The following is a 23133-nucleotide window of genomic DNA, read 5'->3' as shown; positions in this document are numbered from 1 at the left end:
AGCTTCGCAAGACGCGATTTCCCGACCGTTGCCCTCGTGTGAACCCCGTGTTACCGACGTTTCCCGCGTGAGACGGCCCGGGCATGGGGTCGTGGCCCGCCGGGGCCCGGGTCACCGGCCGTGGCCACCGGCTCCGGTCACCGGCTTCCGTCCCGGAGCAGGGACTCGAAGCCGGCGGCCCGGATCCGGCGCATCAGCTCGTCCTGGCTGGTGCCCAGCGACGTGGCCGCCCGCGAGAGCTGCCAGTCCGCGTCGGCGAGCCGCCGCAACAGGTGCCCGCGGCGGATCTGCGCCTCGGACAGCCGGAACGTCTTCAGATAGGCGACCCGCCCCTTGTGATCGGTGATCGTCTCGCCGATGTGCTGCCCGCCCCGGTTGCGCAGGAACGGCGGCAGGAACCGCCACAGCGTGAACGAGCCCATCCGGTACACCCGCTCGAATCCGTACGAGGTCTCCAGCAGCTCCCGCGCGAAGAGGGTGTCGTGCGCCTCGCTCCACTTCCGCCCCTGCCGCAGCGCGGCCGCCCGGAGATCCGCGAGCGTCCGCAGCCGCGTCCCGTCCGGGATCCGCGCCGTGAAGTCCGCCACCGGAGCGCCGTACATCGCGTACTGGTGGACCAGCTCCCCGTACAGGTCCTGGACGAGCGAGGGGTGCAGCAGGCGGTAGTCGTCGGGGTGCGGCACCACGAAGGCGGCGGCGAGCGCGTCGGCCGCGTACACCATGACCCCGCACTGGCCGGGGTGGATCTCGAACGCCCGCAGCGCGTCGCCGAGCCCGCGCACCGACCACCCCAGATACGCGTCCTCCGCCCGCGGCGAGAGCCCGTCCCGCAGCGCCTGGCGCGACCACTCCTCCCAGGCGGTCGAGGGGCCTCCGAAGTGCAGGGCGAGATAGCCCTCCATCGCGAGGTGCAGCGGCAGGAAACGCAGCCGGTCCCCGGGCTGCCGCTTGGCCATGCGGTGGTGCCGGTGGCGCGGCAGTGTGAGCGTCCGGGGCGGGGCGCTCCCCGCTCCGCCGCCGAACTGCGTGCCGTACGCCGCCGTGTTCGCCCCTCCCCCCGTCCAGTCCGCGACGAAGCCGTGCGGGATGTACGAGGTGTAGTGCGTGCCCGGACCCACCTCCACCGTGTCCGCCCTTCCGTGCCCCTCGTACACCTCCCGGTGCAGACGCAGCCCCTCGACCGGCTTCTCGCGCACCAGCGGCACCAGCCGGATGCCGCCCCACACCTGCGAGGGGCGGGCGGTCAGCCCCGACAGTTCGAGCCTGGTCACCGCGGTCCTCCCGGAGGGGCGTCGACGAACCGGGCGACCTGCCGGTCCAGATACGCGTACAGCTCCGCGAGGCCGGTGCGCCCCTCGGAGAACCGCGCGATCCCGACCAGGGCGGCCAGGTCCTCGGCGTCCCGAATACCTGCCGTCGGCACGCCCGGCGCCAGCCGCCGGACGTCGAAACCGTCCGCGTCGTATACAGGGTTCAGGTGGATCACGGCCGTGCGCCCCTCCGGATCGAGCCGCGTCCGCCACACCCGCAGCACCTCACCGGCGAGCCCCGGAGGGGCGTTGTCCCAGCCGTCGGAGACGATGACCAGTCGCTCCGGACCGTGCTCCAGCGCGTCCAGGACGCGGATGCCGAGCGGAGTCGGCCCCCACGGCCTGACCAGCAGCGGGTCCCTCGCGCCGCTGGTCCACAGCGCCGTGTACGCGCCGGGCGCGGCGAGCGCCTCCAGCAGGAAGTGGCAGGCCAGCGCCACCGCGAGCGGACGACGGCGCTTCTCGCCCGAACCGGAGGAGGAGTAGCTGTCGTCGAGCACGGCCGCGACCCGGCCCCAGCTCCCCTCGTGCGGGCCCACGGCCCGGCGGGCGGCCGCGCGCAGGGCCGCGGTCAGCCGCGCACGGTGACGCACCCGCAGCTCCGTGCCGAACGTCAGGACGTAGAGCGCGAGCCGGGTCAGCGGCATGACGGTCAGATCCACATCCGCCGGAAGTTCCGAAGGGGTGGCCCTGCCCCGCTGCCCCTGGGTGCGCAGCCGCTCCAGCCGTGTCATCCGGGGCGTCATCCGGTCCAGGAACGCCTCACGCTCCATGCCGTGCCGGGCGGCGAAGCCCTCGGCGACGGTGAACGGCAGCTCGTCGACGGCGCCCTGCGCGTAGTGGGCGCGGCGCCAGGCGTCGAGCAGCCGGTGCCGGTAGCGCGGCAGCCGCCCCGGCCGGAAGAGGAAGGCGCCCAGCTCGGTGTCGCGCGGATCGCCCTGCGCCTCGCCCGTCGCCGCGGCACCGTCGTTCAGCCGGAGATGGGCGTGACGGGCCGCGGTCTTCAGCCCCGCGCGGTACTTCACCGCGTCATGCGCCGGATCCGGCCGCCCGGCCAGCCAGTCCCGCATGATCGCCCGGGTGCGCCGGTTGTTGACCTTCGCGGAGCGCAGCCCCCGGAACAGCCGGTAGACCCGCTGCGGCGGCATCCTCGCCAGCCGTGCCGCGATCAGACGGCCCTCGGTGGCTTTCTCCTCGGCCGAGGCGTCGGCGGCGTGCTCCAGCAGACCGTGCACGATGCGCGCGGCATTGTGGTCGTTGATGTCCAGCGCGAGCGAGGCGGCGTACACCCGGCGGTAGTTGACCCGTACGTAGGCGTGCAGGAAGTCCAGCGAGAGCTGCTGTCCGTGAGCCCCCGAGTGGAACTCACGCTGTCCGGTCGCGGTGATCGCCGCGTTGACGAACAGGAGCACGTCCTCGGCGGCGACGAGGTCGGCCCGGGTCCCGGTCGTCATGATGCATCCCCCGTGATCTTCCGCGCGGCGGTGCGCGCATGCGGAAGCCGGCCGGGGAATGAGGGGGCGAACAGCGAAATGTTTGCTTCATAGGCAAGTCCCGGAAGTCGCCCCGGAGTCCCGCGGCCGGCCCCGTCAACATAACGACCTCCTCACACGCCCCGCCACCGGATTCGAACGCCCCCGACGAGGCACCGGGCACACTGGTCCCATGACGACACCCGTGGCACCCCTGCGTATCGGCCTGGCCGGGACGGGCCCCTGGGCCCGCATCACCCAGGCCCCCGCCCTCGCCGCCCACCCCGGCGCCGTGCTGAGCGGGGTGTGGGGCCGCAGGGCCGAGGCGGCCGGGGAGCTGGCCGCCGCCCACGGCGCCACGGCGTACAGCGGCGACGCGGGGCTGGACGAGCTGTTCGCCGCGAGCGACGCCATCGCCTTCGCCCTGCCGCCGGACGTCCAGGCGCCCCTGGCCGCCCGGGCCGCGGCCGCCGGCTGCCACCTGCTGATGGACAAGCCGGTGGCCACGACGGTCGAGGCCGCCCGCGAGGTGGCCGAGGCCGCGGAGCGGGCGCGGGTCGCGTCGATCGTCTTCTGCACGCTGCGGTTCGCGCCGGAGACCGCGCGGTGGATCGCCGAACAGCAGGCGACGGGCGACTGGTTCACCGCGCACGCCGAGTGGATCGGCGCGCTGTGGGCACCGGGCGCGGACAGCGAGTACGCCGCGTCCCCCTGGCGCCGCGAGAAGGGCGGCCTGTGGGACGTCGGCCCGCACGCGCTCTCGGTCCTCATCCCGGTGCTCGGCGACGTCACCGCCCTGACCGCGGCCCCCGGACCGGCCGGCACCCACCACCTCATCCTGCGCCACGCCTCCGGCGCCTCCAGCACGGTGACCCTCACCCTGGCGGCGCCGCTCGAGGCGGCGGGGGTGGGGATCGAACTCAGGGGCGAGCACGGCGTCGTCGGCCTGCCCCGGTGGGACGGCGCCGTCGCGGCGTTCGCCGCGGCGGTGGACGCGCTGATCGCGTCGGTGCGTACGGGTGAGGCGCACCCCTGCGACGTACGGTTCGGGCTGCGGCTGACGGAACTCCTCGCGGAGGCCGAGGCGCAGGCGGGGAAGTAGCAGGCGGCGGGGGAGCCGGCGGGCGGCCCGCGCGGTCAGGCCCCGGACCCGCCGGTCCCGTCCGGCTCGGCCGGGGCGCCGGGCGCCGCCGCCCCGGACTCCGTCGAGAGCGCGGCGAGGAAACCGCGCAGGAACCGCCGGACGGCGGCGGTCTCCGTCTCGTCGAACTCCCGCAGCAGTGCCACGGCGCGCCCGATCGCCGGGCCGAACGCCTCCCACCCCAGCTCCACCGCGTGCGGGGTCACGCCCAGCAGCACCCGCCGCCGGTCCCGCTCGTCGCGGGTGCGCGTCAGATGCCCCAGCCGCTCCAGCCGGTCGATGAGCGACGACGTGCCCGCCGAATTGAGCCCGAGCTCCGCTCCCAGCCGTCCGGCGGTGACGTCGCTGCCGCTCCGCTCCGCGTCGAGCAGGCAGATCAGGGCCCGTACGTCAGTGGGGTGCATGCCGTGCCGGGTCGCGAACTCCGCCTGCCGCAGACCGAACGCGACCGTGACCTTCCGCAGCAGATGGACGATCTCCAGTCCGGGTTCCTGCTCGCTCATCTCCGACTCCTCGCTATTATCTCGCTCAGCGAGATAATATCCAGGCGTACGGATCCCAGGGAGCGCTCCCCATGACCTCCACCCCGCCCGTCACCGGCACCACGGCCTTCCTCGCCGCTTACGACGCCGTTCTCGCGGCCGCATGGCCCGCCGGAACCACCTGCACGGACATCCCCACCCCGTGGGGCAGCACCCGGCTCAACAGCTACGGCCCCCAGGACGCCCCGCCCCTGCTCCTGCTGCCCGGCGGCGGGGCGACGTCCACCGTCTGGTACGCCCAGGCCGCCGAGCTGGGCCGCACCCACCGGGTCCACGCCGTCGACCTCGTGGGCGAGCCGGGCCGCAGCACGGTGGGGGAGCGGCCGATCCGTACCGTGGACGACCTGAACGGCTGGCTCGACGCGTTGCTGGACGGCCTGGGCGCCGGGCCGGTCGCACTCGGCGGCCACTCGTACGGCGGCTGGATCGCCCTGCACTACGCCCTGCACGCACCCCACCGGGTCCGGAAGCTGATCCTCCTCGACCCCACCGGCTGTTTCGCCGGCTTCCGTCCCGGCTATCTGCTGCACGCGCTGCCGATGCTGCTCCGTCCGAGCGCCGCACGGACGCGCGCCTTCCTGGAGTGGGAGACGGGCCGCGCCGCGCTCGACCCGGACTGGCTGCGGCTGCGTGAAGCGGCGGCCGCTTTCCCCTCCACCCGCCCGGTCACGGGCCCCCGCCCGTCGCCCGAGGCCCTGCGCGGACTCGGCGTGCCGGCCCTGGTCCTCCTCGCCGGACAGGGGCGGGCTCAGGACGCCCCCCGGGTGGCCGCGGCCGTGGACCGGCTGCTGCCGCACGCGGAGACGGCCGTGCTGCCCGGCGTCTCCCACCACGCGCTGCCCCTGTACGGCCCGGCGGTGCCGGAACTCAACCGCAGAATGCGGGAGTTCCTCAGCACTGACGACGACGAGAGGCGGCCCTGAGGGGGACCCCCGTTCAGCGCCCCAGCGCGTCCCGGACCGCCTCGTCCGTGCGCGCGACCACGGCCGTGCCGTCCTCCGCCGTGATGATCGGCCGCTGGATGAGCTTCGGGTGCTCGGCGAGGGCCGTGATCCAGCGCTCCCGCGCGTCCGCGTCCCGCGGCCACTCCTTGAGGCCCAGCTCCTTCGCCTCCGCCTCCTGGGTCCGCGTGATGTCCCACGGCTCCAGCCCCAGCCGGCCGAGCACGGCCCGGATCTCGTCCGGCGACGGCACGTCCTCCAGGTAGCGGCGGACGGTGTAGTCGGCGCCCTCCGCGTCGAGCAGCGTCAGGGCGGCGCGGCACTTGGAACAGGCGGGATTGATCCAGATCTCCATGGGGTCAAAGGTACGCGATGGACCGCCCGAAAACCCCTCTGGCCAGGGCCGATTGTCAGTGGGGGGCAGTAAAATGGAGGGAGTTCGTGAGGGTTCCACCACCGCGCCCGGGAGGTTGCCAATGGCCGTAGCCGCAGTCACGACCAAGCCGCTCCACACACCCCTGAAGAAGAAGCCGCTCCCCGCCGGACGGCCCCGTGAGTGGTACGTCTCCCACAATCGCCGGCTGAAGGCGATGCGCCTGGCGATCGCCCTGCTCGACACGGGCGTCTACCACCCGTCGAGCGCGAGCAACGCCCGGATACGTACGGCCGCCGAGCGCCTCGCCATCCACCCGCCGTCCGACACCACCTGCCGCATGGTCCGCGCGCTCATCCGCTACGGCCGCTGACCGGCAGCCGCCACTCGTCGAGGACCGCGCCCCCGGACGGACACCGGGGGCGCGGTCGCGTCCGCGACCGCGGAGGAACCCGCGGTCCGGGGTGCGGTCGCGTCTCAGGACCCGGCGGAACCCGTGGTCCGGGGGTGGGGTCGCCCTCTCGGAATCAGGAGGAACCCGCGGTCCCGGGTGGGGTCGCCTCTCAGAACCCGCTGCACGTGGCGGTGGCGAAGGCGCCCGAGGCCCTGGCGGTGCGGTGCGTGCCGTCGTCCACCGTCACCGAACAGGCCACCTCTCCGCCCGACTTGCCGAGGCTGACGACGAACGAGCCCCCGCTCATGAAGCCCTTGGTGTCCAGCTCTCCGGTCCACGGCAGGCTGCGCAGGGTCAGCCGCCCGGTCGACAGCTCCTCGCCCTTCCACGTGCTGTAGGTGAGCGTCACGTCCCGGGCGGCGCCGGTGACCTCGTACCGGATGTGCACCGTGCGCGCACGCTCCGCCGAGACCTCACGGGCCAGCACCGCGGAGACCGCGCCGGCGCCGAGGGCGAGCACCACGGCGATCAGCAACAGCACCCAGGGCCACAGCCGCCGCCTGGGGGGCGGCGGGACCGGGGGGCCGGGGGCGGTCTGCTCGCTCATCCCCCCAGCCTCGGCCGTCCACGCCCGGCCCGCGACCCCACCGCCCCCGCCCCCTCACCCGTCCGGCCGACGGGGCGAGGCGTCAGGGGGGTGGCGCGGCCGCGGATCGCCGGCCGGTTCGGCACGATGACCTGGCGCGAAGATCCACCGAACCGCCTGAGCCGCGGGTGAACCGACGGCTCGGGCCCGACGCCCGGAGGCCCCCTTGAGGATCCACCTGACCAGCGTCTTCGTCGACGACCAGGACAGGGCCCTGCGCTTCTACACGGAGGTGCTCGGCTTCGTGAAGAAGGCCGAGGTGCCGGTCGGCAAGGACCGCTGGCTGACGGTCGTCTCGCCGGAGGACCCCGGCGGGACCGAACTCCTGCTGGAGCCCGACGGCCATCCGGCGGTGAAGCCGTACAAGACGGCCCTGGTCAGGGACGGCATCCCGGCCGCCTCCTTCGCCGTGGACGACGTCCGCGCGGAGTTCGCCCGGCTGCGCGGGCTCGGTGTGCGCTTCATCCGGGAGCCGGTGGAGGCGGGCCCGGTGACCGTGGCGGTCCTGGACGACACCTGCGGCAATCTGATCCAGATCCTCCAGGGCGCGTGACCCGGGAAACAGGGCCGGTGACCCGGGAAAACCGGTGAGGGCCGCCGTCCCCTCGGGGACGGCGGCCCTCACCGGTGCGCGCTCACGCCGGACGCGGACGTCCGGCCGTGCTCTTTAGAGGTCGAAGTAGAGCTCGAACTCGTGCGGGTGGGGACGCAGCTGGATCGGGGCGATCTCGTGCGTCCGCTTGAAGTCGATCCACGTCTCGATGAGGTCGGCCGTGAAGACGCCGCCCGCCAGGAGGTACTCGTGGTCGGCCTCGAGGGCGTCGAGGACGGCCGGGAGGGAGGTCGGGACCTGCTGGACGTTGGCGTGCTCCTCGGGAGCCAGCTCGTACAGGTCCTTGTCGATCGGCTCCGGCGGCTCGATCTTGTTCTTGACGCCGTCCAGGCCGGCCATCAGGAGGGCCGAGAAGGCGAGGTACGGGTTGGACGACGGGTCCGGGGCGCGGAACTCGACGCGCTTCGCCTTCGGGTTGGAGCCCGTGATCGGGATGCGCATCGCGGCGGAGCGGTTGCGCTGCGAGTACACCATGTTGACCGGGGCCTCGAAGCCCGGGACCAGGCGGTGGTAGGAGTTCACCGTCGGGTTGGTGAAGGCGAGCAGCGACGGGGCGTGCTTCAGGATGCCGCCGATGTAGTAGCGCGCCATGTCCGAGAGGCCCGCGTAGCCCTGCTCGTCGTAGAACAGCGGGTCGCCGCCGGCCCACAGGGACTGGTGGACGTGCATGCCCGAGCCGTTGTCACCGAAGATCGGCTTCGGCATGAAGGTCGCGGTCTTGCCGTTGCGCCAGGCGACGTTCTTCACGATGTACTTGAAGAGCATCAGGTCGTCGGCCGCGGCGAGCAGCGTGTTGAACTTGTAGTTGATCTCCGCCTGGCCGGCGGTGCCGACCTCGTGGTGCTGGCGCTCGACCTGGAGGCCGTTCTTGTCCAGCTCGATGGAGATCTCGGCACGCAGGTCGGCGAAGTGGTCGACCGGCGGGGTCGGGAAGTAACCGCCCTTGTAGCGGACCTTGTAGCCGCGGTTGTTCTCCTCCGACCCGGTGTTCCAGGCGCCCGCCTCGGAGTCGATGTGGTAGAAGGACTCGTTCGCCGAGGTCTGGAAGCGGACGTTGTCGAACACGTAGAACTCGGCCTCGGGGCCGAAGTACGCGGTGTCGGCGATGCCGGTGGAGGCCAGGTACGCCTCGGCCTTCTTGGCCACGTTCCGCGGGTCACGGCTGTACTGCTCGCCGGTGATCGGGTCGTGGATGAAGAAGTTGATGTTGACGGTCTTGTCGCGGCGGAACGGGTCGACACGGGCCGTCGACAGGTCGGCGCGCAGCGCCATGTCGGACTCGTGGATGGCCTGGAAGCCGCGGATCGAGGAACCGTCGAAGGCGAGCTCCTCGGTCGGGTCGAAGGCCGCCGCCGGGATGGTGAAGTGCTGCATCACACCGGGCAGGTCGCAGAACCGGACGTCGATGAACTTGACGTCTTCGTCGGCGATGTACTTCTTCACGTCGTCGGCGTTCTGGAACATCCAACTCCTCCTACTCCCGGCCCGGGAGGGACGGGGTTGCAGCTCGTTGTGTGGCCAGTGCGGTGGCACACGCTGGACCCGACCATAGGCAGACCGGATTTCTCAAGCATGACCCATTTGTTTCGCGGAAGTTAACCGGGCCGGGTGTGGGCGGCGCCTCACGAGCGGGGGAACGGCCGGTTCCGGGCACGTTCCGGCCCGGTTTCGGCGCGGTGTCCCGGTCCGTCCCCGCCCCGCCCGGCAGGGTCCGGAGGCGGGCGCAGTACCGTGGTCGGGTGGACAACAGGCAAGCAATCGGATCGTGGCTCTCCGGGCCGCGCGCGGCCGCCGAGGCGATGGGCGCCGACTTCGGGTACCGGGGCAAGCGGCTCGGGCTTCCCGAGACGGGGCCGGGAGCCATTGCGCCGCTCGGGCGGCGCTTCGGCGCGATCTTCATCGACTGGGCCCTGTGCATGCTGATCGCATACGGGCTGTTCGCTCGCGGTGACCAGCAGGCGACGGGCAACTGGGCGCTCGGCGTCTTCCTCGTACTGAGCGTGCTCACCGTCGGCACCATCGGCTGCACGCCCGGCAAGCGCCTGCTGGGCATCAGGGTCGTCGCCGAGGACGGCGGGCGTCTGGGGTTCGGACGGGTGCTCGTGCGCAGCGTGCTGCTGTGCCTGGTGATCCCGGCCCTGGTCTGGGACCGGGACGGCCGCGGGCTGCACGACCGGCTGGCCCGCGCCGTGCAGGTCCGGATCTGAGGAACGAGCACGCCAGGCGAAGGAAAAGGGGGCGGGCGGTGAACCGCGTGGTTCACCGCCCGCCCCCTTCGCACGTTCTCCGCCTCAGCGCATCTTTCCGCCGCGCGGCATCCTCGCGCCCTTCGGCATGGGGCCCTTCGGCAGGGGCATGTTGCTCATCAGGTCGCCCATGGCGCGCAGCCGGTCGTTGGCGGCCGTCACCTGCGGGCCGGTCAGGACGCGCGGCAGCTTCAGCATCGTGGTGCGCACCTTCTTGAGCGGCACCTGACCCTCGCCGTTGCCGACGATGATGTCGTGCACGGGTACGTCGACCACGATGCGGGCCATCTTCCTCTTCTCGGCCGCGAGCAGGGACTTCACCCGATTCGGGTTCCCCTCGGCCACCAGCACGATGCCCGCCTTGCCCACGGCACGGTGGACCACGTCCTGGCTGCGGTTCATCGCCACCGCCGGCGTCGTGGTCCAGCCACGGCCCACCCGGTCCAGCACGGCCGCCGCGGCGCCGGGCTGTCCCTCCATCTGCCCGAAGGCCGCCCGCTCGGCGCGCCGCCCGAAGACGATCGCCATAGCGAGGAGGGCGAGCACGAAGCCCAGGATGCCCAGGTAGATCGGGTGGTCGATCAAGAAACCGATCGCGAGGAGGACACCGAAGGTGACGATTCCCACACCCGCGACGACAAGACCGATCTTGGAGTCGGTCCGCCTGGTCATCTTGTAGGTCAGGGCGATCTGCTTGAGTCGCCCCGCGTTCTCGGCGCTGTCCGCGCCTTCAGTGGATTCTGCCTTCCTCGCCATGCAATGAAGTTTACGTGGCCTAGGAACGGTGGTCGGCCACGGCCTCCAGTACGTACTCGGACTCGACCCGGTCCTTGGCCCGTCGGCGGTCCTCGAGGACCGCGGTCCAGGCGTTGCGGCGGGCGGTGCGCTGGCCGCTGCTCAGCAGCAGCGACTCGACGGCGCGGAGGGCATCGGTGACGGACGGAAGGGCGGTGGCGCGTACCGGCACGGCCTGCATCGTGGAAGTCCCCTCGGAACGGATGCGCTCACCGGTCGGTGCCCGGCGGGCGGTGTGTGCTGCGCGGACTGGATACGGGACGCGGGGTGACAGCGGCCCGCGAGAGCCACCGTGCCGCGTGCATCCAGGGTCACTGCTTGGTGTTACCAGCGCATGACCTGGCGGTCAAACACCAATGAAACCTTGATATCGGTGCCGCGCACGCCGACGCGGCCCATCCGCGCCTCGGACCTGCGAGGAGCGGAGGGGCCGCGTCGAATCAGCCATTACTGCTCAGTAGCTTCTTGTGCCCGGATTCACACGGGTGCGGTCACGCGGTCGGCGCCTGGGCTGCCGCGCCGCGCCGCTCCATCGCCTGCTGGAACAGCCGGCCCGCGCGGTACGAGGAGCGGACCAGCGGTCCGGACATCACGCCGGAGTAGCCGATCGCGTCGGCCTCCTCCTGGAGCTCCACGAACTCGTGCGGCTTCACCCAGCGCTCGACCGGGTGGTGGCGCGGGGTGGGCCGCAGGTACTGGGTGATCGTGATGAGCTCGCAGCCCGCGTCGTGCAGGTCCCGGAGCGCCTGGCTGACTTCCTCGCGGGTCTCGCCCATGCCGAGGATCAGGTTGGACTTGGTCACCAGACCGGCCTCGCGGGCACGGGTGATGACCTCCAGGGAGCGCTCGTAACGGAAGCCGGGGCGGATCCGCTTGAAGATCCGCGGCACCGTCTCGACGTTGTGGCCCAGCACCTCGGGGCGCGAGGCGAAGACCTCGGCGAGCTGCCCGGGCTCCGCGTTGAAGTCGGGGATCAGCAGCTCGACCTTGGTGTGGCCGCCCTCCCGCTCCGCCGTCTGCGCGTGGATCTGGCGCACGGTCTCGGCGTACAGCCAGGCGCCGCCGTCCTCCAGGTCGTCGCGCGCGACGCCCGTGATGGTGGCGTAGTTCAGGTCCATCGTGACGACGGACTCTCCGACGCGGCGGGGCTCGTCACGGTCCAGCGCCTGCGGCTTGCCCGTATCGATCTGACAGAAGTCACAGCGCCGGGTGCACTGGTCGCCACCGATGAGGAACGTGGCCTCCCGGTCCTCCCAGCACTCGAAGATGTTGGGGCAGCCGGCCTCCTGGCACACCGTGTGCAGACCCTCGCTCTTCACGAGCTTCTGCAGCTGGTTGTACTCGGGGCCCATCTTCGCCCGGGTTTTGATCCACTCGGGCTTGCGCTCGATGGGGGTCTGGCTGTTCCGGACCTCGAGGCGCAGCATCTTGCGCCCGTCGGGTGCGACAGCGGACACTCCGGCACTCCCCTTTGCTTTCGCTGCATTGGATTCTTCGGCGAACCCCAGGGTACGCCCGTTGTTCAAACGGCTTTACGTCTCCCCAACCTGTGGGCGACAGGACCTATTCCCGGACGGGTGCTCCGAGAGTCACACCGTGGCCACGGCCTCGTCCCGGCGCTCGATGAGGCGGGGCGCGAGCTCGGCGTTCTCCAGGATGTCCCGCAGGTGCTTCTCGGCGACCGGGAGCACCTCGGCGATCGTGATCTCGCGCCCGAGTTCGTAGCTGAGCGAGGTGACGCCCGCGTCCCGGATGCCGCACGGCACGATCCGGTCGAAGGAGGTGTTGTCCGGGTTCACGTTGAGGGCGAAGCCGTGCATGGTGACGCCCTTGGCGACCCGGATGCCGATCGCGGCGAGCTTGCGGTCCTCGCGGCGCTGACCGGCGTTGGACGGGGCGTACTCGGGGCCGTTGAGGCGGGCGTCGAACTCCTCGTCCTGCAACCGCGGGTCGAAGTCGAGCGAAAGACCGCCGATCGCCGGGCGCTGCTCGACCGGGTCGCCCAGGACCCAGACGCCGCTGCGGCCCTCGACCCGGCTGGTCTCCACGCCGAACTCGGCGGCCGTACGGATCAGCGCCTCCTCCAGCCGGCGGACGTGCGCGACGACGTCCACGGGGCGCGGCAGCTTCTGGATCGGGTAGCCGACCAGCTGGCCCGGGCCGTGCCAGGTGATCTTGCCGCCCCGGTCCACGTCGATGACGGGGGTGCCGTCCAGCGGACGCTCGCTGTCGGCGGTGCGGCGGCCCGCCGTGTAGACGGGCGGGTGCTCCAGCAGCAGGCAGGTGTCGGGGACGGTGTCCTCGAACCGTGCCGCGTGCACCTCGCGCTGCTTCTGCCATGCCTCCCGGTAGTCGACGGCGTTCTCGCCGAATCCCAGACGGACGAACCGAAGCTCAGTCACGACAGCAGCCTCTCTCCTCGTGGTGCCGGGGCCCGGGGGTGTCCCGTCATCGCGTCACCATGCACCGAATCGCGCCTCCCGCCACTGTACGACCGGCACGGGAGTGGGAGCCGGGCAGGTGGTTCCCGTCAGCGCCGTCCTGAATCCTCACACGATCGGATGAATGTGAAGCGAGAGTGGCCGGGGCTGCGCCGGAGGCGGCTAAATTCGCGCCGTTCCCCCGCCCACCACGACCGCGCGGGGAATCGTCAGAGCAGGCCCTCAGGGCTGCCCGCCCGGCCCCGAAGGCAGGAGACCGTACAGCTGATGTCGGAACGACCTCCGCAGCGCACCCCCAACCGCCGACTCGCGTCGCTCATCGCCGAAGCCGGGTTCTCCCACGCCGGCCTCGCCCGCCGCGTGGACCAGCTCGGTCTCGAGCACGGCCTCGACCTGCGGTACGACAAGACCTCCGTGACCCGCTGGCTGCGCGGCCAGCAGCCGCGGGGCACCACACCCGCGCTGATCGCCGAGGTCTTCACCAGGAGGCTCGGCCGCCGGCTCTCCACGCAGGACCTCGGCCTGGACGCCTGCGCGCCCGTCTACGCCGGGCTCGAGTTCGCGGCCACGCCCGCCGAGGCGGTCGACATCGTCAGCGGACTGTGGCGCAAGGACTCCGGCAGCCATGCGGAGCTGCGGAAGATCGCCTTCACCCCGGCGGGCCTGGTCGTCCCCAGCCGGGACTGGCTGATCGGACGGGCCGACGAGTGGGTGGGCCGGGCCGGCGAGGCCGCCCCGGCCGCAGGCGGGCCCGGGCCGGCCGGCCGGATGCACGGGACCGTCCCGGCACACGCCGGGCCGCGTACCGCGCCCGCGGCCCCCGGGACGTACGGCGGCGCGGCGAACGGGCAGCACGGCGGCGGACCTCCCGGACCCGGCGGCGCGCTCGTGCCCGAGCAGGGCGGCGCTCCCGGGGCGGGCACCCGCCACGGCCTGCGCGGCCCCACGCCGTCCCGGCCCGCCGGACCGCACGCGCCGGGCGGCTCACCGGCCGCCCCCGGCTTCCCCCGGCAGCGCCAGTCGGAACGGGGCTCCGGGCAGAAGGTCGGCAGCGGCGACGTCGCCGCCCTGCGCTCGGTCGCCGAACTCTTCCGCACCCTGGACAACGCCTACGGCGGCGGCCATGCCCGGCAGGCCCTCGTCCGGTACCTGGAACACGAGACGGAGCCGATGCTCCGGGGGACGTACGGGGAGGCCACCGGGCGGCGGCTCTTCGCCGCCGCCGCCGATCTGACCCGCCTCGCCGGCTGGACGTCGTACGACATCGCGGCCCACGGGCTCGCCCAGCGCTACTTCGTCCAGGCGCTGCGGCTGGCGCAGGCCGCCGGCGACCGGGCCTACGGCAGCTTCGTCCTGATCACCATGAGCCGGCAGGCGGTCTACCTCGGGCACGGCCGGGAGGCGGTGCAACTGGCGCGGGTGGCCCAGCAGGGTGTCGGCTCCTCGGCGCCCCACGCCGTCCTGGCCCTGCTGCACGCGGTCGAGGCACGCGGACACGGCGTCCTCGGAGAGTCCAAGGCATGCGCGGCCTCGCTGGCGCGCGCCGAACACGCGCTGGAGTCCACCCGCCCCGGCGACGAGGTGCCCCACTGGGCGCGCTACTTCGACGAGGCCCAGCTCGCCGACGAGTTCGCCCACTGCCACCGCGACCTCCAGCAGCACCGGGCCGCCGCCCAGCACGCGGAGCGCTCGCTCCAGCTGCGGGCCCCGGCCTACGTCCGCAGCCGGCTGTTCTGCCGGGTGGTCCTCGCCTCCGCCCGCCTCGGGCTCGGTGAACTCGACCAGGCCTGCCGCCTGGGCGCCGAGGCCGCGCAACAGGCCGCCGAGATGCGGTCGGTGCGCGCCACGGAGTACGTACGGGACTTCGAGCGGCGCCTCGAACCCTTCCGGGACGCCGCCGCGGTCCGCGGCTACCGCGAGCGGGTGGCCGCCCTGGGGTGACGCGGGGCCTCAGGCCGCCTCCGGGAGCACCGCGGTCTTCCCGGACGGTGCCCGTACGCCCAGGTCGGTGAGGATCGCCCCGGCCGCGCGACGGCCGGAGGACAGGGCTCCCTGCACCGAGCCGGTGTCGCGGTGGTCGCCGCACACGTACAGCCCCGCGAGCAGCCGCACCGGGCGCCGCGGATCGTGCGGGGGCGGCATCGCGGGCACCGCCTCCGGGTCGTGATGGGCGGCCAGCAGCTCCCAATCGTCGGTGGGCGTCCCGTAGAGCGCCGCGAGGTGCGCGCGGACCGTGCGGTCCAGATCGGGCGGCCGGGCGCCGAGCACCGTCGAGCTGATCAGGACCCGGCCGTCCGGGGCGCGGGCCGGATCGACCTCGCTCATCACCGCGGTGTGCGCGACCGGGCCCGAGTGGTCGGCGTCCAGCAGCAGGGAGGCGCCGGCCGGCGGGGGAGCGGGGGCGGTGTGGTGGAGCACCGTCACCGGGTGGAAGGGCGGCACGCGCAGACCGGGCAGCAGTTCGGCCGCTGCGCTCGCGCCGGTCGCCAGGAGCAGGGAGCGGCAGCCCAGTTCGCCGTGTTCCTTGGTGCGCACCGAGGTGATGTCCGCCGCCGTGACGTGCACGCCGGTTCTCACGGTGCCCGGGGGCAGCGCGGCCGCGAGCAGTTCGGGCAGCGTCGCCGAACCACCCGACGGTACGCAGAGCCTGCCGCTCGCGTAGTCGCGCAGCGCGAGGTCGGCGCACCGGCTCGACGTGGCGAGCGCCGGGTCGCTGAGCAGCGCCGTGAGCAGGGGACGCACGAATCCGTTGAGTGTCCGGGCGGACAGGCCGCGGCCCGACAGGGCGTCGAGCGCCGCCCGTTCGGGCCGGGCCAGGACGCGGTCGCGGGGGGTGGCGGCGAGTCGGGCCAGGGCCACGCCGAGCCGGGCCTGCTCGATCGCCCCGCCCATGGTCCCGGTGAGGTTTCCGGCCAGGGGCGCGCGGGGGGCGCTCGCGAGGGCGCGCGCCGCCTTGAATGCGCCCCGTGCGCTGCGCGAGCCCCTGCGGCCGCGTATCTCACCGGTCCGGTGCCGGCGTGTCTCCCCCGTCCGGTAGCGGCGTCCCTCGCTGTGGACGAGGACGCCGGGATCGAAGTTCCGCAGGACGAGTCCGTCGAGTCCGGGCGTCGTGGACAGCTCCGGGTACGAGGTGTTGAGAAGCGGTCCGAGGTGGTCGAGCAGGAACCCGTCCACCTCGTCCGTCATCATCCGGCCGCCGACCCGGGGGCCGGCCTCCAGGACGCTGACGCTCACTCCCGCACTGATCAGTCGGTGGGCCGCTGACAGGCCGGCGATCCCGGCCCCGATGATGACGACGTCCGCGTGGTGTGCCGTGCTGAGCACGTGCCCCTCCCCGAGTCGGCGCAACTGGTGGGAGGCTCTTGCCCTCTACCGGCCCCCGGAATGCGCGAGTTCGGCACGAGGCTAGGAGGGTGGCGGGATTCCGCGCAGTCGCGCGCGGACCGGGGCACCGGTGCACGGGGTCGCACGCCCGTCCGAACGGGGCGACCGGGGACGGTAATGGGGCGCGCGTCAGCGCAGTGCGGCCCGGATGGCGGCGTCGATTCCGGGGAAGGCGAAGGCGAACCCCGAGTCCAGCAGCCGGCCGGGCAGCACCCGCTGACTGCCGAGCACGTCCTCGGCGAAGTCGCCCAGGGCGATCCGCAGCGCCGGCGCGGGCGCGGTGAACAGGGTGGGCCGGCGCAGCACCCGGCCCATCGCCGCCGTCACCTCGCCGTTGGTGACCGGGTCCGGCCCGGTCAGATTCACCGGCCCGGACAGCTCCGGGGTGTCCAGGATGTGCCGCAGCGCCGCGATCTCGTCGTGCAGCGCGATGAAGCTCCAGTACTGCCGGCCATTTCCGAGCCGGCCGCCGAGCCCCGCGCGGAACAGCGGGAAGAGGCGGCCCCAGGCGCCCCCCTCACGGGCGACGACCAGTCCGGTGCGCGCGTGCACGGTCCGTACACCGGCCTCCTCCGCGGCGGCCGTGGCCTCCTCCCACTCCACGCACACCGAGGGCAGGAAACCGTCACCGGGCGGCGCGCCCTCGTCGACCGCGCGGTCCCCGGTGTCACCGTAGAAGCCGATCGCGGACCCGGACAGCAGCACCTTCGGCGGTACGTCCAGCGAGGCGACGGCCTCGGCGATCGCGGCCGTGCCGAGCACCCGGCTCTCCCGGATCTCCCGCTTGTACGCCTCGGTCCAGCGGTGGTCGCCGACGCCCGCCCCGGCGAGATGGACGACGGCGTCGCAGCCCACCAGACCGGCCACGTCCACATAACCCCGCTTGGGGTCCCACTCCACCTCGTCGCCGGTCCGCGCCGGGCGCCGGGTCAGCCGGACCACCTCGTGCCCGTCGGCCCGCAGCGAGCGCACCAGCGCCGCTCCGATGAGTCCGGTCGATCCGGTGAGGGCGATACGGGAGTGCGGCATGGGTCCCATCCTGCCCCATGGGCCGCCCCAGGGGCGTGGCACAGTGACGCCCATGGCCGAGTCCTTCACTCCACCCGCCCCGTCCGTCCGACCTGCCGCCCTCGACGACGACGCCGCCCTCGCGGAGCTCGACCGGAGCACCTGGTCGACGCTGCACGAGGTGATGCCGCGTCCGCAGCCGCCCTACAAGCCGTTCTTCGACGACCGGCACCGGCCGCAGGACATCCTGGTGGCCGAGGCGGTGAACCCGGCGGGCGAGACGGTCATCGCCGGTTACATCCGCATCGTGCCGCCCACCCCGCTCGCCTGCAACGCGCACGTCCGGCAGATACAGGGCCTCGCCGTGGCCGCCTGGGCGCGGGGCCGCGGCCTGGGCCGCACGCTGATCCGCGCGGCGTGCACGGCGGCACGCGGTCAGGGGGCGAACCGGATCACCCTGCGGGTGCTGGGCCACAACGCGCCCGCCCGTGCGCTGTACGAGTCGGAGGGGTTCACCGTCGAGGGGGTGCTGCCCGGTGAGTTCTTCCTGGGCGGGCGTTACGTGGACGACGTGCTGATGGGCCGGCCGCTCGGCCCGTGACCGGGCGGCCGCCCCTCACTCGGCGCCGAACCGCTCCCACAAGGCGGGCAGCCGCGCGGCGAGTGCGGCGTCGTCCTCCAGGTCCAACGGGGTGCCCTCCGGCTCGGCGGCCTGGGGCGGCAGCCCGAGATCCGGGGCGACGACGCCGGTGAGCTGCTCGTACGCCTCGTCGGCCGCGTAACCCAGCTCCTCGGCGTCTCCGTCGAGCTCCTCGTCGAAGTCGTCGAGGAGTTCGGCCAGGCCGTCCGGATCGTGCACCGCGCCTTCGAAGATCTCCCGGCCCTGGCCGATCAGCCAGCAGCGGAAGTAGTCGAAGGCGTCGTCGCTCGCCCCGCCGAGCAGCACGCTCGCGGCGCCCCACAGGTCCCAGCGGTAGGCGCGGTTGTAGCGGGCCTCGAAGTGCCGGGCGAAGTCCAGCACGGAATCGGGATCGAGCTGCACCAGCCGTTCGACGAGCAGGTCGGCATGGTCCTCGGGGTCGCCGTCGGCGGCCTCGCGGGTACGGTCGATGAGCTCCCAGAATTCCGTCTCGTCCATCACCGCTCCAGCATCTGCCCTGGCAGCGGGCGATGCACGCGGAGACACCGAAATGAAGCCTTACGGCCTCACATAGAGCGCGTGCAGCGCTTGGGCGGCCGCCGCGAACCTGTCCCGCAGGGCGGCCGGCGCGAGGACCTCCAACTCCGGTCCCAGACCGAGCAGCTGACCGTATGCGACGTCCAGGGACTCCACCGGCAGGGTGACCGTGGTCCACCCGTCGGGGCCGGCCGGGCCGGCGGCCTCCAGGGCGTCCCGGGCGGCGACGCGGTCCACGGAGTGCGGCAGCCGGCGCACGGCCGTTTCCGAGAGCCGCAGCGTCACCTCGGTCCGCAGGATCGACCGGGCGAACTGGGCCGCGCGCTCGTCCCAGAAGGCGGGCAGGTCGAAGCCCTCGTCCCGGGCGAACCGGGTCTCCGACACGGTCACCGCCGTGAAGCGGTCGATCCGGTACACCCGGAAGTCCTCCTCCGCGCGCGCACAGAGGTACCAGACCCCGGCCTTCAGCACGAGACCGTACGGGGCCAGCTCGCGCTCCACCTCGGCGTCCTGGCCGGCCCGACGGTAGCGGGCGCGGACCGTGCGGTCGTCCCACACCGCCTCGGCCACGGCCGGCAGGAGGGCGGGGGTGGCGGGTTCCTGGTACCAGCCGGGCGCGTCCAGGTGGAAGCGCCGGGAAGCGCTGGCGGAGGCGTTCCGGAGGGAGGGGAGGAGGGCGGCCGACACCTTCAGCCGGGCGGCGGAGGCGGCGTCCTCCAGGCCCATCTCGCGCAGGGCCGAGGGCAGCCCGGAGAGGAAGAGGGCCTCGGCCTCGTCACGGGCGAGCCCGGTCAGCCCGGTGCGGTACCCGCCGACGAGCCGGTACCCACCGGCCCGCCCCCGCTCCGCGTACACGGGGACCCCGGCTTCGGACAGCGCCTGGGCGTCCCGGGCGACGGTCCGCTCGGACACCTCCAGCTCCCGGGCGAGCTCGGCGGCGGTCATGGCGGGGCGGGACTGCAGGAGCAGCACCATTCTGATGAGCCGGGCAGCACGCATGCGGCCATTGTGGCCGCGGTCGCCGCGCCCCGGGCCTGGCCGGCCGGGGTGTGGCCCCAAACGCCGGCCGGCTCAAAAGATGTCCTCGATCGCCGGACGGGCTTGAATCGCACGCCTGGCCGGGCTTGAACAGTGGGCCCGCACCGGGCCGGGAATCACTGAGCCCGGACCGGCTGCCGGCAAGCAGCCGCCCATGACAGCGCTCGGACCGGCACATCAAGCCCGTCCGGCGATGGAGGACAGAGCCGGTGCCTGGGCCGGGCAGACCGCTGGTCCTCCGGGCGGGGGCTGAGGGGCAGGCAGCCGCGTCGGCCGCCCGTCACAGTGCTCGGGCATGCACATCAGCCCGTCCGGCGATGGAGGACGAAAGGCCTCTGCCGGCGCGGGGCAGACGCGCGGAGGACGGGACGGGCGCGGGGCAGACGCGCGGAGGACGGGGCGTGGGGCAGACGCCCGCGCCCCGTCCTCCGGGCCGTCAGAGCCCGTACCGCTCGCGGGCCTCCTTGACGGCCGACGCCGGCACCTCGCCGCGGCGGGCCAGCTGGGCCAGGGCCGCGACCGTGACCGACTGCGCGTCGACGCCGAAGTGGCGGCGGGCCGCCTCACGGGTGTCGGAGAGGCCGAAGCCGTCCGTACCGAGCGAGGACCAGTCCTGCGGCACCCACTGGCTGATCTGGTCCGGGACCGCGCGCATCCAGTCGCTGACCGCGAGGACCGGACCCGGTGCGCCTTCCAGCGCCTGGGTCACGTACGGCACCCGCAGCTCACCGCGGAGCAGCGCCTCGTCGCACTCCAGCGCGTCCCGGCGCAGCTCGCCCCACGAGGTGGCGGACCAGACGTCGGCCGTGACACCCCAGTCCGCGGCCAGCAGCTGCTGGGCCTCCAGGGCCCAGTGGATCGCCGTGCCGGAGGCCAGCAGCTGGACGCGCGGCGCGTCCGCCTTCGCCGGCGTGCCCTCCTTGAAGCGGTAGAGGCCCTTGCGGATGCCCTCCTCGACACCCTCCGGCATCGCGGGCTGCTGCTTCGGCTCGTTGTAGACCGTCAGGTAGTAGAAGACGTTCTCGGCCTCGGGGCCGTACATCCGCCGCAGACCGTCCTTGACGATGACCGCGATCTCGTAGGCGAACGCCGGGTCGTAGTTGAGCGACGCCGGGTTCGTGGACGCGATCAGGTGCGAGTGGCCGTCCGCGTGCTGGAGGCCCTCGCCCGTCAGGGTGGTCCGGCCGGCGGTGGCGCCGACGATGAAGCCCTTGCCGAGCTGGTCGGCGAGCTGCCACATCTGGTCGCCGGTCCGCTGCCAGCCGAACATCGAGTAGAAGATGTAGAAGGGGATCATCGTCTCGCCGTGCGTCGCGTAGGACGTGGAGGCGGCGATGAAATCGGCCATGGCCCCGGCCTCGGTGATCCCCTCGTTGAGGATCTGGCCGTCCTTGGCCTCCTTGTAGTACATCAGCTGGTCGCGGTCGACCGGCTCGTACGTCTGACCCAGCGGCGAGTAGATGCCGGCCGAGGGGAACAGCGACTCCATACCGAAGGTACGGGCCTCGTCCGGGACGATCGGCACCCAGCGCTTTCCGGTCTGCTTGTCCCGCATCAGGTCCTTGACCAGGCGGACGAAGGCCATGGTGGTGGCCATCTCCTGCTTGCCGGAGCCCTTCTTGAGCGCGGCGAACGCGCGCTCCTCGGGCTCGGGCAGCGCCACCGCGTGCACCCGGCGGGCCGGGGCCGGACCGCCGAGGGCGGCGCGGCGCTCCTGGAGGTAGCGGACCTCCGGGGAGTCGGCGCCCGGGTGGCCGTAAGGCACCAGGCCGTCGGCGAAGGCGCTGTCCGGGATCGGGAGTCCGAGCAGCTCGCGCATGCTCTTGAACTCGTCGGTCGACAGCTTCTTCATCTGGTGGTTGGCGTTCTTGGACTCGAAGCCCTTGCCGAGCGTGTAACCCTTCACCGTCTGGGCGAGGATCACGGTCGGCGCGCCCTTGTGTTCGACGGCGGCGCGGTAGGCGGCGTACACCTTGCGGGCCTCGTGGCCGCCGCGGGAGGTGTAGAAGCACTCGGCGATCTTCGCGTCCGTGAGCAGCTTCGCCAGCTCGGCGAGCGCGGGCTCGGCACCGAAGAAGTGCTCACGGATGTAGGCGACGTCGCGGGTGGCGTACGTCTGGAACTGCGCGTCCGGGACCTCGCGGAGCCGGCGGACCAGCGCGCCCGTGGTGTCGAGCTGGAACAGCTCGTCCCAGGCGTTGCCCCAGAGCGTCTTGATGACGTTCCAGCCGGCGCCGCGGAAGGCGCCCTCCAGCTCCTGCACGACGCGGAAGTTGGCGCGTACCGGGCCGTCGAGGCGCTGCAGGTTGCAGTTGATGACGAAGGTCAGGTTGTCGAGCTGCTCGCGCGCCGCGAGGGCGAGGGCGGCGGTCGACTCGGGCTCGTCCATCTCGCCGTCGCCGAGGAAGGCCCAGACGTGCGAGTTCGACGTGTCCTTGATGCTGCGGTTGGTCAGGTAGCGGTTGAAGCGCGCCTGGTAGATCGCCGAGAGCGGGCCGAGGCCCATCGACACGGTGGGGAACTCCCACAGCCAGGGCAGCCGGCGCGGGTGCGGGTAGGAGGGGAGGCCCTCGCCGCCCGCCTCCTGGCGGAAGTTGTCGAGCTGCTGCTCGCTGAGCCGGCCGTCGAGGAAGGCGCGGGCGTAGATGCCGGGGGAGGCATGGCCCTGGATGTAGAGCTGGTCGCCGGAGCCGTCCCCCTCCTTGCCGCGGAAGAAGTGGTTGAAGCCGGTCTCGTACAGCCAGGCCGCCGAGGCGAAGGTGGCTATGTGGCCGCCGACGCCGAAGCGGGAGCCACGGGTGACCATCGCGGCCGCGTTCCAGCGGTTCCACGCGGTGATCCGGGACTCCATCTCCAGGTCGCCGTCGAAGTCGGGCTCCGCGGCGGTGGGGATGGAGTTGACGTAGTCGGTCTCCAGCAGTTTGGGCAGCGCGAGACCGGCGCCCTCGGCGTGCTGGAGCGAGCGGCGCATCAGATACGCGGCACGGTGCGGGCCCGCGGCCTTGGTGACGGCATCCAGGGAGGCCGCCCATTCAGCGGTCTCCTCCGGGTCGCGGTCCGGGAGCTGGTCGAGCTCGCTCGGAAGCTTTCCTACGGGGTCGGTCATGATCGCCGCCTTCCGGTGAGGAGGGGGGTGGAGAAGTCCCTGACTGGCAGGACAGGGCGATGGGGCCGGTGGGCCCGCGGAGTGAACTGTAAGGCTCCGATCGATGATCGATCAAAGGATGAAAGGCAAAACTTCTCGATATGAAGAAAGTGGCATGGGGTGCCGCGAAACGGGGCACGGAGTGACGGGATTAAACGGGGGAAAAGGGGCGCTCAGCTGCACAAGCGAGCGCCCTGCATGACACATGCGCACCGCGAGGCACGGCCGCCTCAGGCGCGTCGGCCCCAGCCACGGCACTGCGCCCGGCTACGGCACGGCTGGGGGCACGGCACTGTGCCCGGCTCCGGACGGCTCCGGCATGGCATTGCGCCCGGCTCCGCCACGGCGCTGCGTCAGGGGCAGGTCGGCCCTGTGCCCGGCGCAGGCCGGCCCTGTGCCCGGTGTGGGTCGGCGCGGTGCCCGGGGTGGGGCGGGGCGGTGCTGCTCCGGGGTCCGGCCCGCCGTGC

Annotated in this window: 21 protein-coding genes and 1 pseudogene; 7 read left to right on the top strand and 15 right to left on the bottom strand. The window is 72.8% G+C overall.

Annotated elements, in window-relative coordinates; genetic code table 11:
- Positions 1 to 137 precede the first annotated feature (137 nt).
- Both E6R60_RS31440 and E6R60_RS31435 read right to left on the bottom strand, forming a co-directional pair.
- Positions 138 to 1271, bottom strand: a complete 1134-nt coding sequence (locus E6R60_RS31440; RefSeq protein ID WP_136330111.1) for a hypothetical protein — start codon at positions 1269 to 1271, stop codon at positions 138 to 140.
- Positions 1268 to 2804, bottom strand: a pseudogene (locus E6R60_RS31435) (hypothetical protein). Before E6R60_RS31435 ends, E6R60_RS31440 begins: the two are co-directional and overlap by 4 nt.
- A gap of 171 nt (positions 2805 to 2975) precedes the next feature.
- Here E6R60_RS31435 and E6R60_RS31430 point away from each other — a divergent pair.
- Positions 2976 to 3884 (top strand): Gfo/Idh/MocA family oxidoreductase, encoded by a 909-nt coding sequence (locus tag E6R60_RS31430; RefSeq protein ID WP_136330109.1) that lies wholly within the window; start codon positions 2976 to 2978, stop codon positions 3882 to 3884.
- Between the two features lie 35 nt (positions 3885 to 3919).
- On the opposite strand, the gene E6R60_RS31425 is transcribed toward E6R60_RS31430, so the two are convergent.
- On the bottom strand, positions 3920 to 4426 hold the full coding sequence (locus E6R60_RS31425; protein ID WP_136330108.1) for a MarR family transcriptional regulator: 507 nt from the start codon (positions 4424 to 4426) through the stop codon (positions 3920 to 3922).
- Positions 4427 to 4497: 71 nt separating this feature from the next.
- On the opposite strand from E6R60_RS31425, the gene E6R60_RS31420 reads away from it, so the two are divergent.
- Positions 4498 to 5388 (top strand): alpha/beta fold hydrolase, encoded by an 891-nt coding sequence (locus E6R60_RS31420; protein WP_136330107.1) that lies wholly within the window; start codon positions 4498 to 4500, stop codon positions 5386 to 5388.
- Between the two features lie 13 nt (positions 5389 to 5401).
- Here the strand turns inward: E6R60_RS31420 and E6R60_RS31415 are convergent, their stop codons facing one another.
- Positions 5402 to 5761 (bottom strand): arsenate reductase family protein, encoded by a 360-nt coding sequence (locus E6R60_RS31415; protein ID WP_136330106.1) that lies wholly within the window; start codon positions 5759 to 5761, stop codon positions 5402 to 5404.
- Between the two features lie 121 nt (positions 5762 to 5882).
- Between E6R60_RS31415 and E6R60_RS31410 the strand changes: the two genes are divergently transcribed.
- The gene (locus E6R60_RS31410; protein ID WP_136330105.1) at positions 5883 to 6152 is read left to right on the top strand and encodes a hypothetical protein; all 270 of its coding nucleotides are present in this window, start codon (positions 5883 to 5885) and stop codon (positions 6150 to 6152) included.
- A gap of 190 nt (positions 6153 to 6342) precedes the next feature.
- Here E6R60_RS31410 and E6R60_RS31405 read toward each other — a convergent pair whose 3' ends face one another.
- Positions 6343 to 6780, bottom strand: a complete 438-nt coding sequence (locus E6R60_RS31405; protein WP_136330104.1) for a hypothetical protein — start codon at positions 6778 to 6780, stop codon at positions 6343 to 6345.
- A 205-nt stretch (positions 6781 to 6985) separates the two neighbouring features.
- On the opposite strand from E6R60_RS31405, the gene E6R60_RS31400 reads away from it, so the two are divergent.
- Positions 6986 to 7372 (top strand): VOC family protein, encoded by a 387-nt coding sequence (locus E6R60_RS31400; RefSeq protein WP_136330103.1) that lies wholly within the window; start codon positions 6986 to 6988, stop codon positions 7370 to 7372.
- 114 nt (positions 7373 to 7486) lie between these two features.
- On the opposite strand, the gene glnA is transcribed toward E6R60_RS31400, so the two are convergent.
- Positions 7487 to 8896 carry a type I glutamate--ammonia ligase gene (gene glnA, locus E6R60_RS31395; protein WP_136330102.1) on the bottom strand — a complete coding sequence of 470 codons (1410 nt, stop codon included), beginning with the start codon at positions 8894 to 8896 and terminating at the stop codon, positions 7487 to 7489.
- Between the two features lie 275 nt (positions 8897 to 9171).
- Between glnA and E6R60_RS31390 the strand changes: the two genes are divergently transcribed.
- On the top strand, positions 9172 to 9639 hold the full coding sequence (locus E6R60_RS31390; protein ID WP_136330101.1) for an RDD family protein: 468 nt from the start codon (positions 9172 to 9174) through the stop codon (positions 9637 to 9639).
- A gap of 84 nt (positions 9640 to 9723) precedes the next feature.
- On the opposite strand, the gene E6R60_RS31385 is transcribed toward E6R60_RS31390, so the two are convergent.
- The 4 genes from E6R60_RS31385 to lipB form a co-directional block, all read right to left on the bottom strand.
- Entirely contained in the window at positions 9724 to 10434 is a 711-nt protein-coding gene (locus E6R60_RS31385) for a DUF4191 domain-containing protein (RefSeq protein ID WP_136330100.1), read from the bottom strand.
- Positions 10435 to 10453: 19 nt separating this feature from the next.
- Positions 10454 to 10654, bottom strand: a complete 201-nt coding sequence (locus tag E6R60_RS31380; protein ID WP_136330099.1) for a hypothetical protein — start codon at positions 10652 to 10654, stop codon at positions 10454 to 10456.
- A gap of 310 nt (positions 10655 to 10964) precedes the next feature.
- Entirely contained in the window at positions 10965 to 11930 is a 966-nt protein-coding gene (gene lipA / locus E6R60_RS31375; RefSeq protein WP_136330098.1) for a lipoyl synthase, read from the bottom strand.
- A gap of 132 nt (positions 11931 to 12062) precedes the next feature.
- Positions 12063 to 12875: a lipoyl(octanoyl) transferase LipB gene (gene lipB, locus E6R60_RS31370; RefSeq protein ID WP_136330097.1), complete on the bottom strand. Its 813-nt coding sequence runs from the start codon at positions 12873 to 12875 to the stop codon at positions 12063 to 12065.
- Positions 12876 to 13181: 306 nt separating this feature from the next.
- On the opposite strand from lipB, the gene E6R60_RS31365 reads away from it, so the two are divergent.
- On the top strand, positions 13182 to 14855 hold the full coding sequence (locus E6R60_RS31365) for a regulator (RefSeq protein ID WP_136330096.1): 1674 nt from the start codon (positions 13182 to 13184) through the stop codon (positions 14853 to 14855).
- A gap of 9 nt (positions 14856 to 14864) precedes the next feature.
- Here the strand turns inward: E6R60_RS31365 and E6R60_RS31360 are convergent, their stop codons facing one another.
- Both E6R60_RS31360 and E6R60_RS31355 read right to left on the bottom strand, forming a co-directional pair.
- Positions 14865 to 16238, bottom strand: coding sequence for an NAD(P)/FAD-dependent oxidoreductase (locus E6R60_RS31360; protein ID WP_136330095.1), 1374 nt, complete (start codon positions 16236 to 16238; stop codon positions 14865 to 14867).
- Between the two features lie 189 nt (positions 16239 to 16427).
- Positions 16428 to 17327: a TIGR01777 family oxidoreductase gene (locus E6R60_RS31355; RefSeq protein WP_136330094.1), complete on the bottom strand. Its 900-nt coding sequence runs from the start codon at positions 17325 to 17327 to the stop codon at positions 16428 to 16430.
- 52 nt (positions 17328 to 17379) lie between these two features.
- Here E6R60_RS31355 and E6R60_RS31350 point away from each other — a divergent pair, with 52 nt between their 5' ends.
- Positions 17380 to 17907, top strand: a complete 528-nt coding sequence (locus E6R60_RS31350; protein WP_136330093.1) for a GNAT family N-acetyltransferase — start codon at positions 17380 to 17382, stop codon at positions 17905 to 17907.
- Positions 17908 to 17922: 15 nt separating this feature from the next.
- Here E6R60_RS31350 and E6R60_RS31345 read toward each other — a convergent pair whose 3' ends face one another.
- The 3 genes from E6R60_RS31345 to aceE form a co-directional block, all read right to left on the bottom strand.
- Positions 17923 to 18444 carry a DUF4240 domain-containing protein gene (locus tag E6R60_RS31345; protein ID WP_136330092.1) on the bottom strand — a complete coding sequence of 174 codons (522 nt, stop codon included), beginning with the start codon at positions 18442 to 18444 and terminating at the stop codon, positions 17923 to 17925.
- A 60-nt stretch (positions 18445 to 18504) separates the two neighbouring features.
- Complete coding sequence (locus tag E6R60_RS31340; RefSeq protein ID WP_136330091.1) at positions 18505 to 19482, bottom strand: YafY family protein; 978 nt, start codon at positions 19480 to 19482, stop codon at positions 18505 to 18507.
- Positions 19483 to 19957: 475 nt separating this feature from the next.
- Positions 19958 to 22627, bottom strand: a complete 2670-nt coding sequence (aceE, locus tag E6R60_RS31335) for a pyruvate dehydrogenase (acetyl-transferring), homodimeric type (protein ID WP_136330090.1) — start codon at positions 22625 to 22627, stop codon at positions 19958 to 19960.
- Positions 22628 to 23133 lie beyond the last annotated feature (506 nt).

The organism is Streptomyces sp. A0642 (genome assembly GCF_004795105.1).
Lineage (GTDB): Bacteria > Actinomycetota > Actinomycetes > Streptomycetales > Streptomycetaceae > Streptomyces.
Note: the sequence above shows the minus strand (reverse complement) of the source record. Positions and strands in the feature narration are given on the sequence as shown.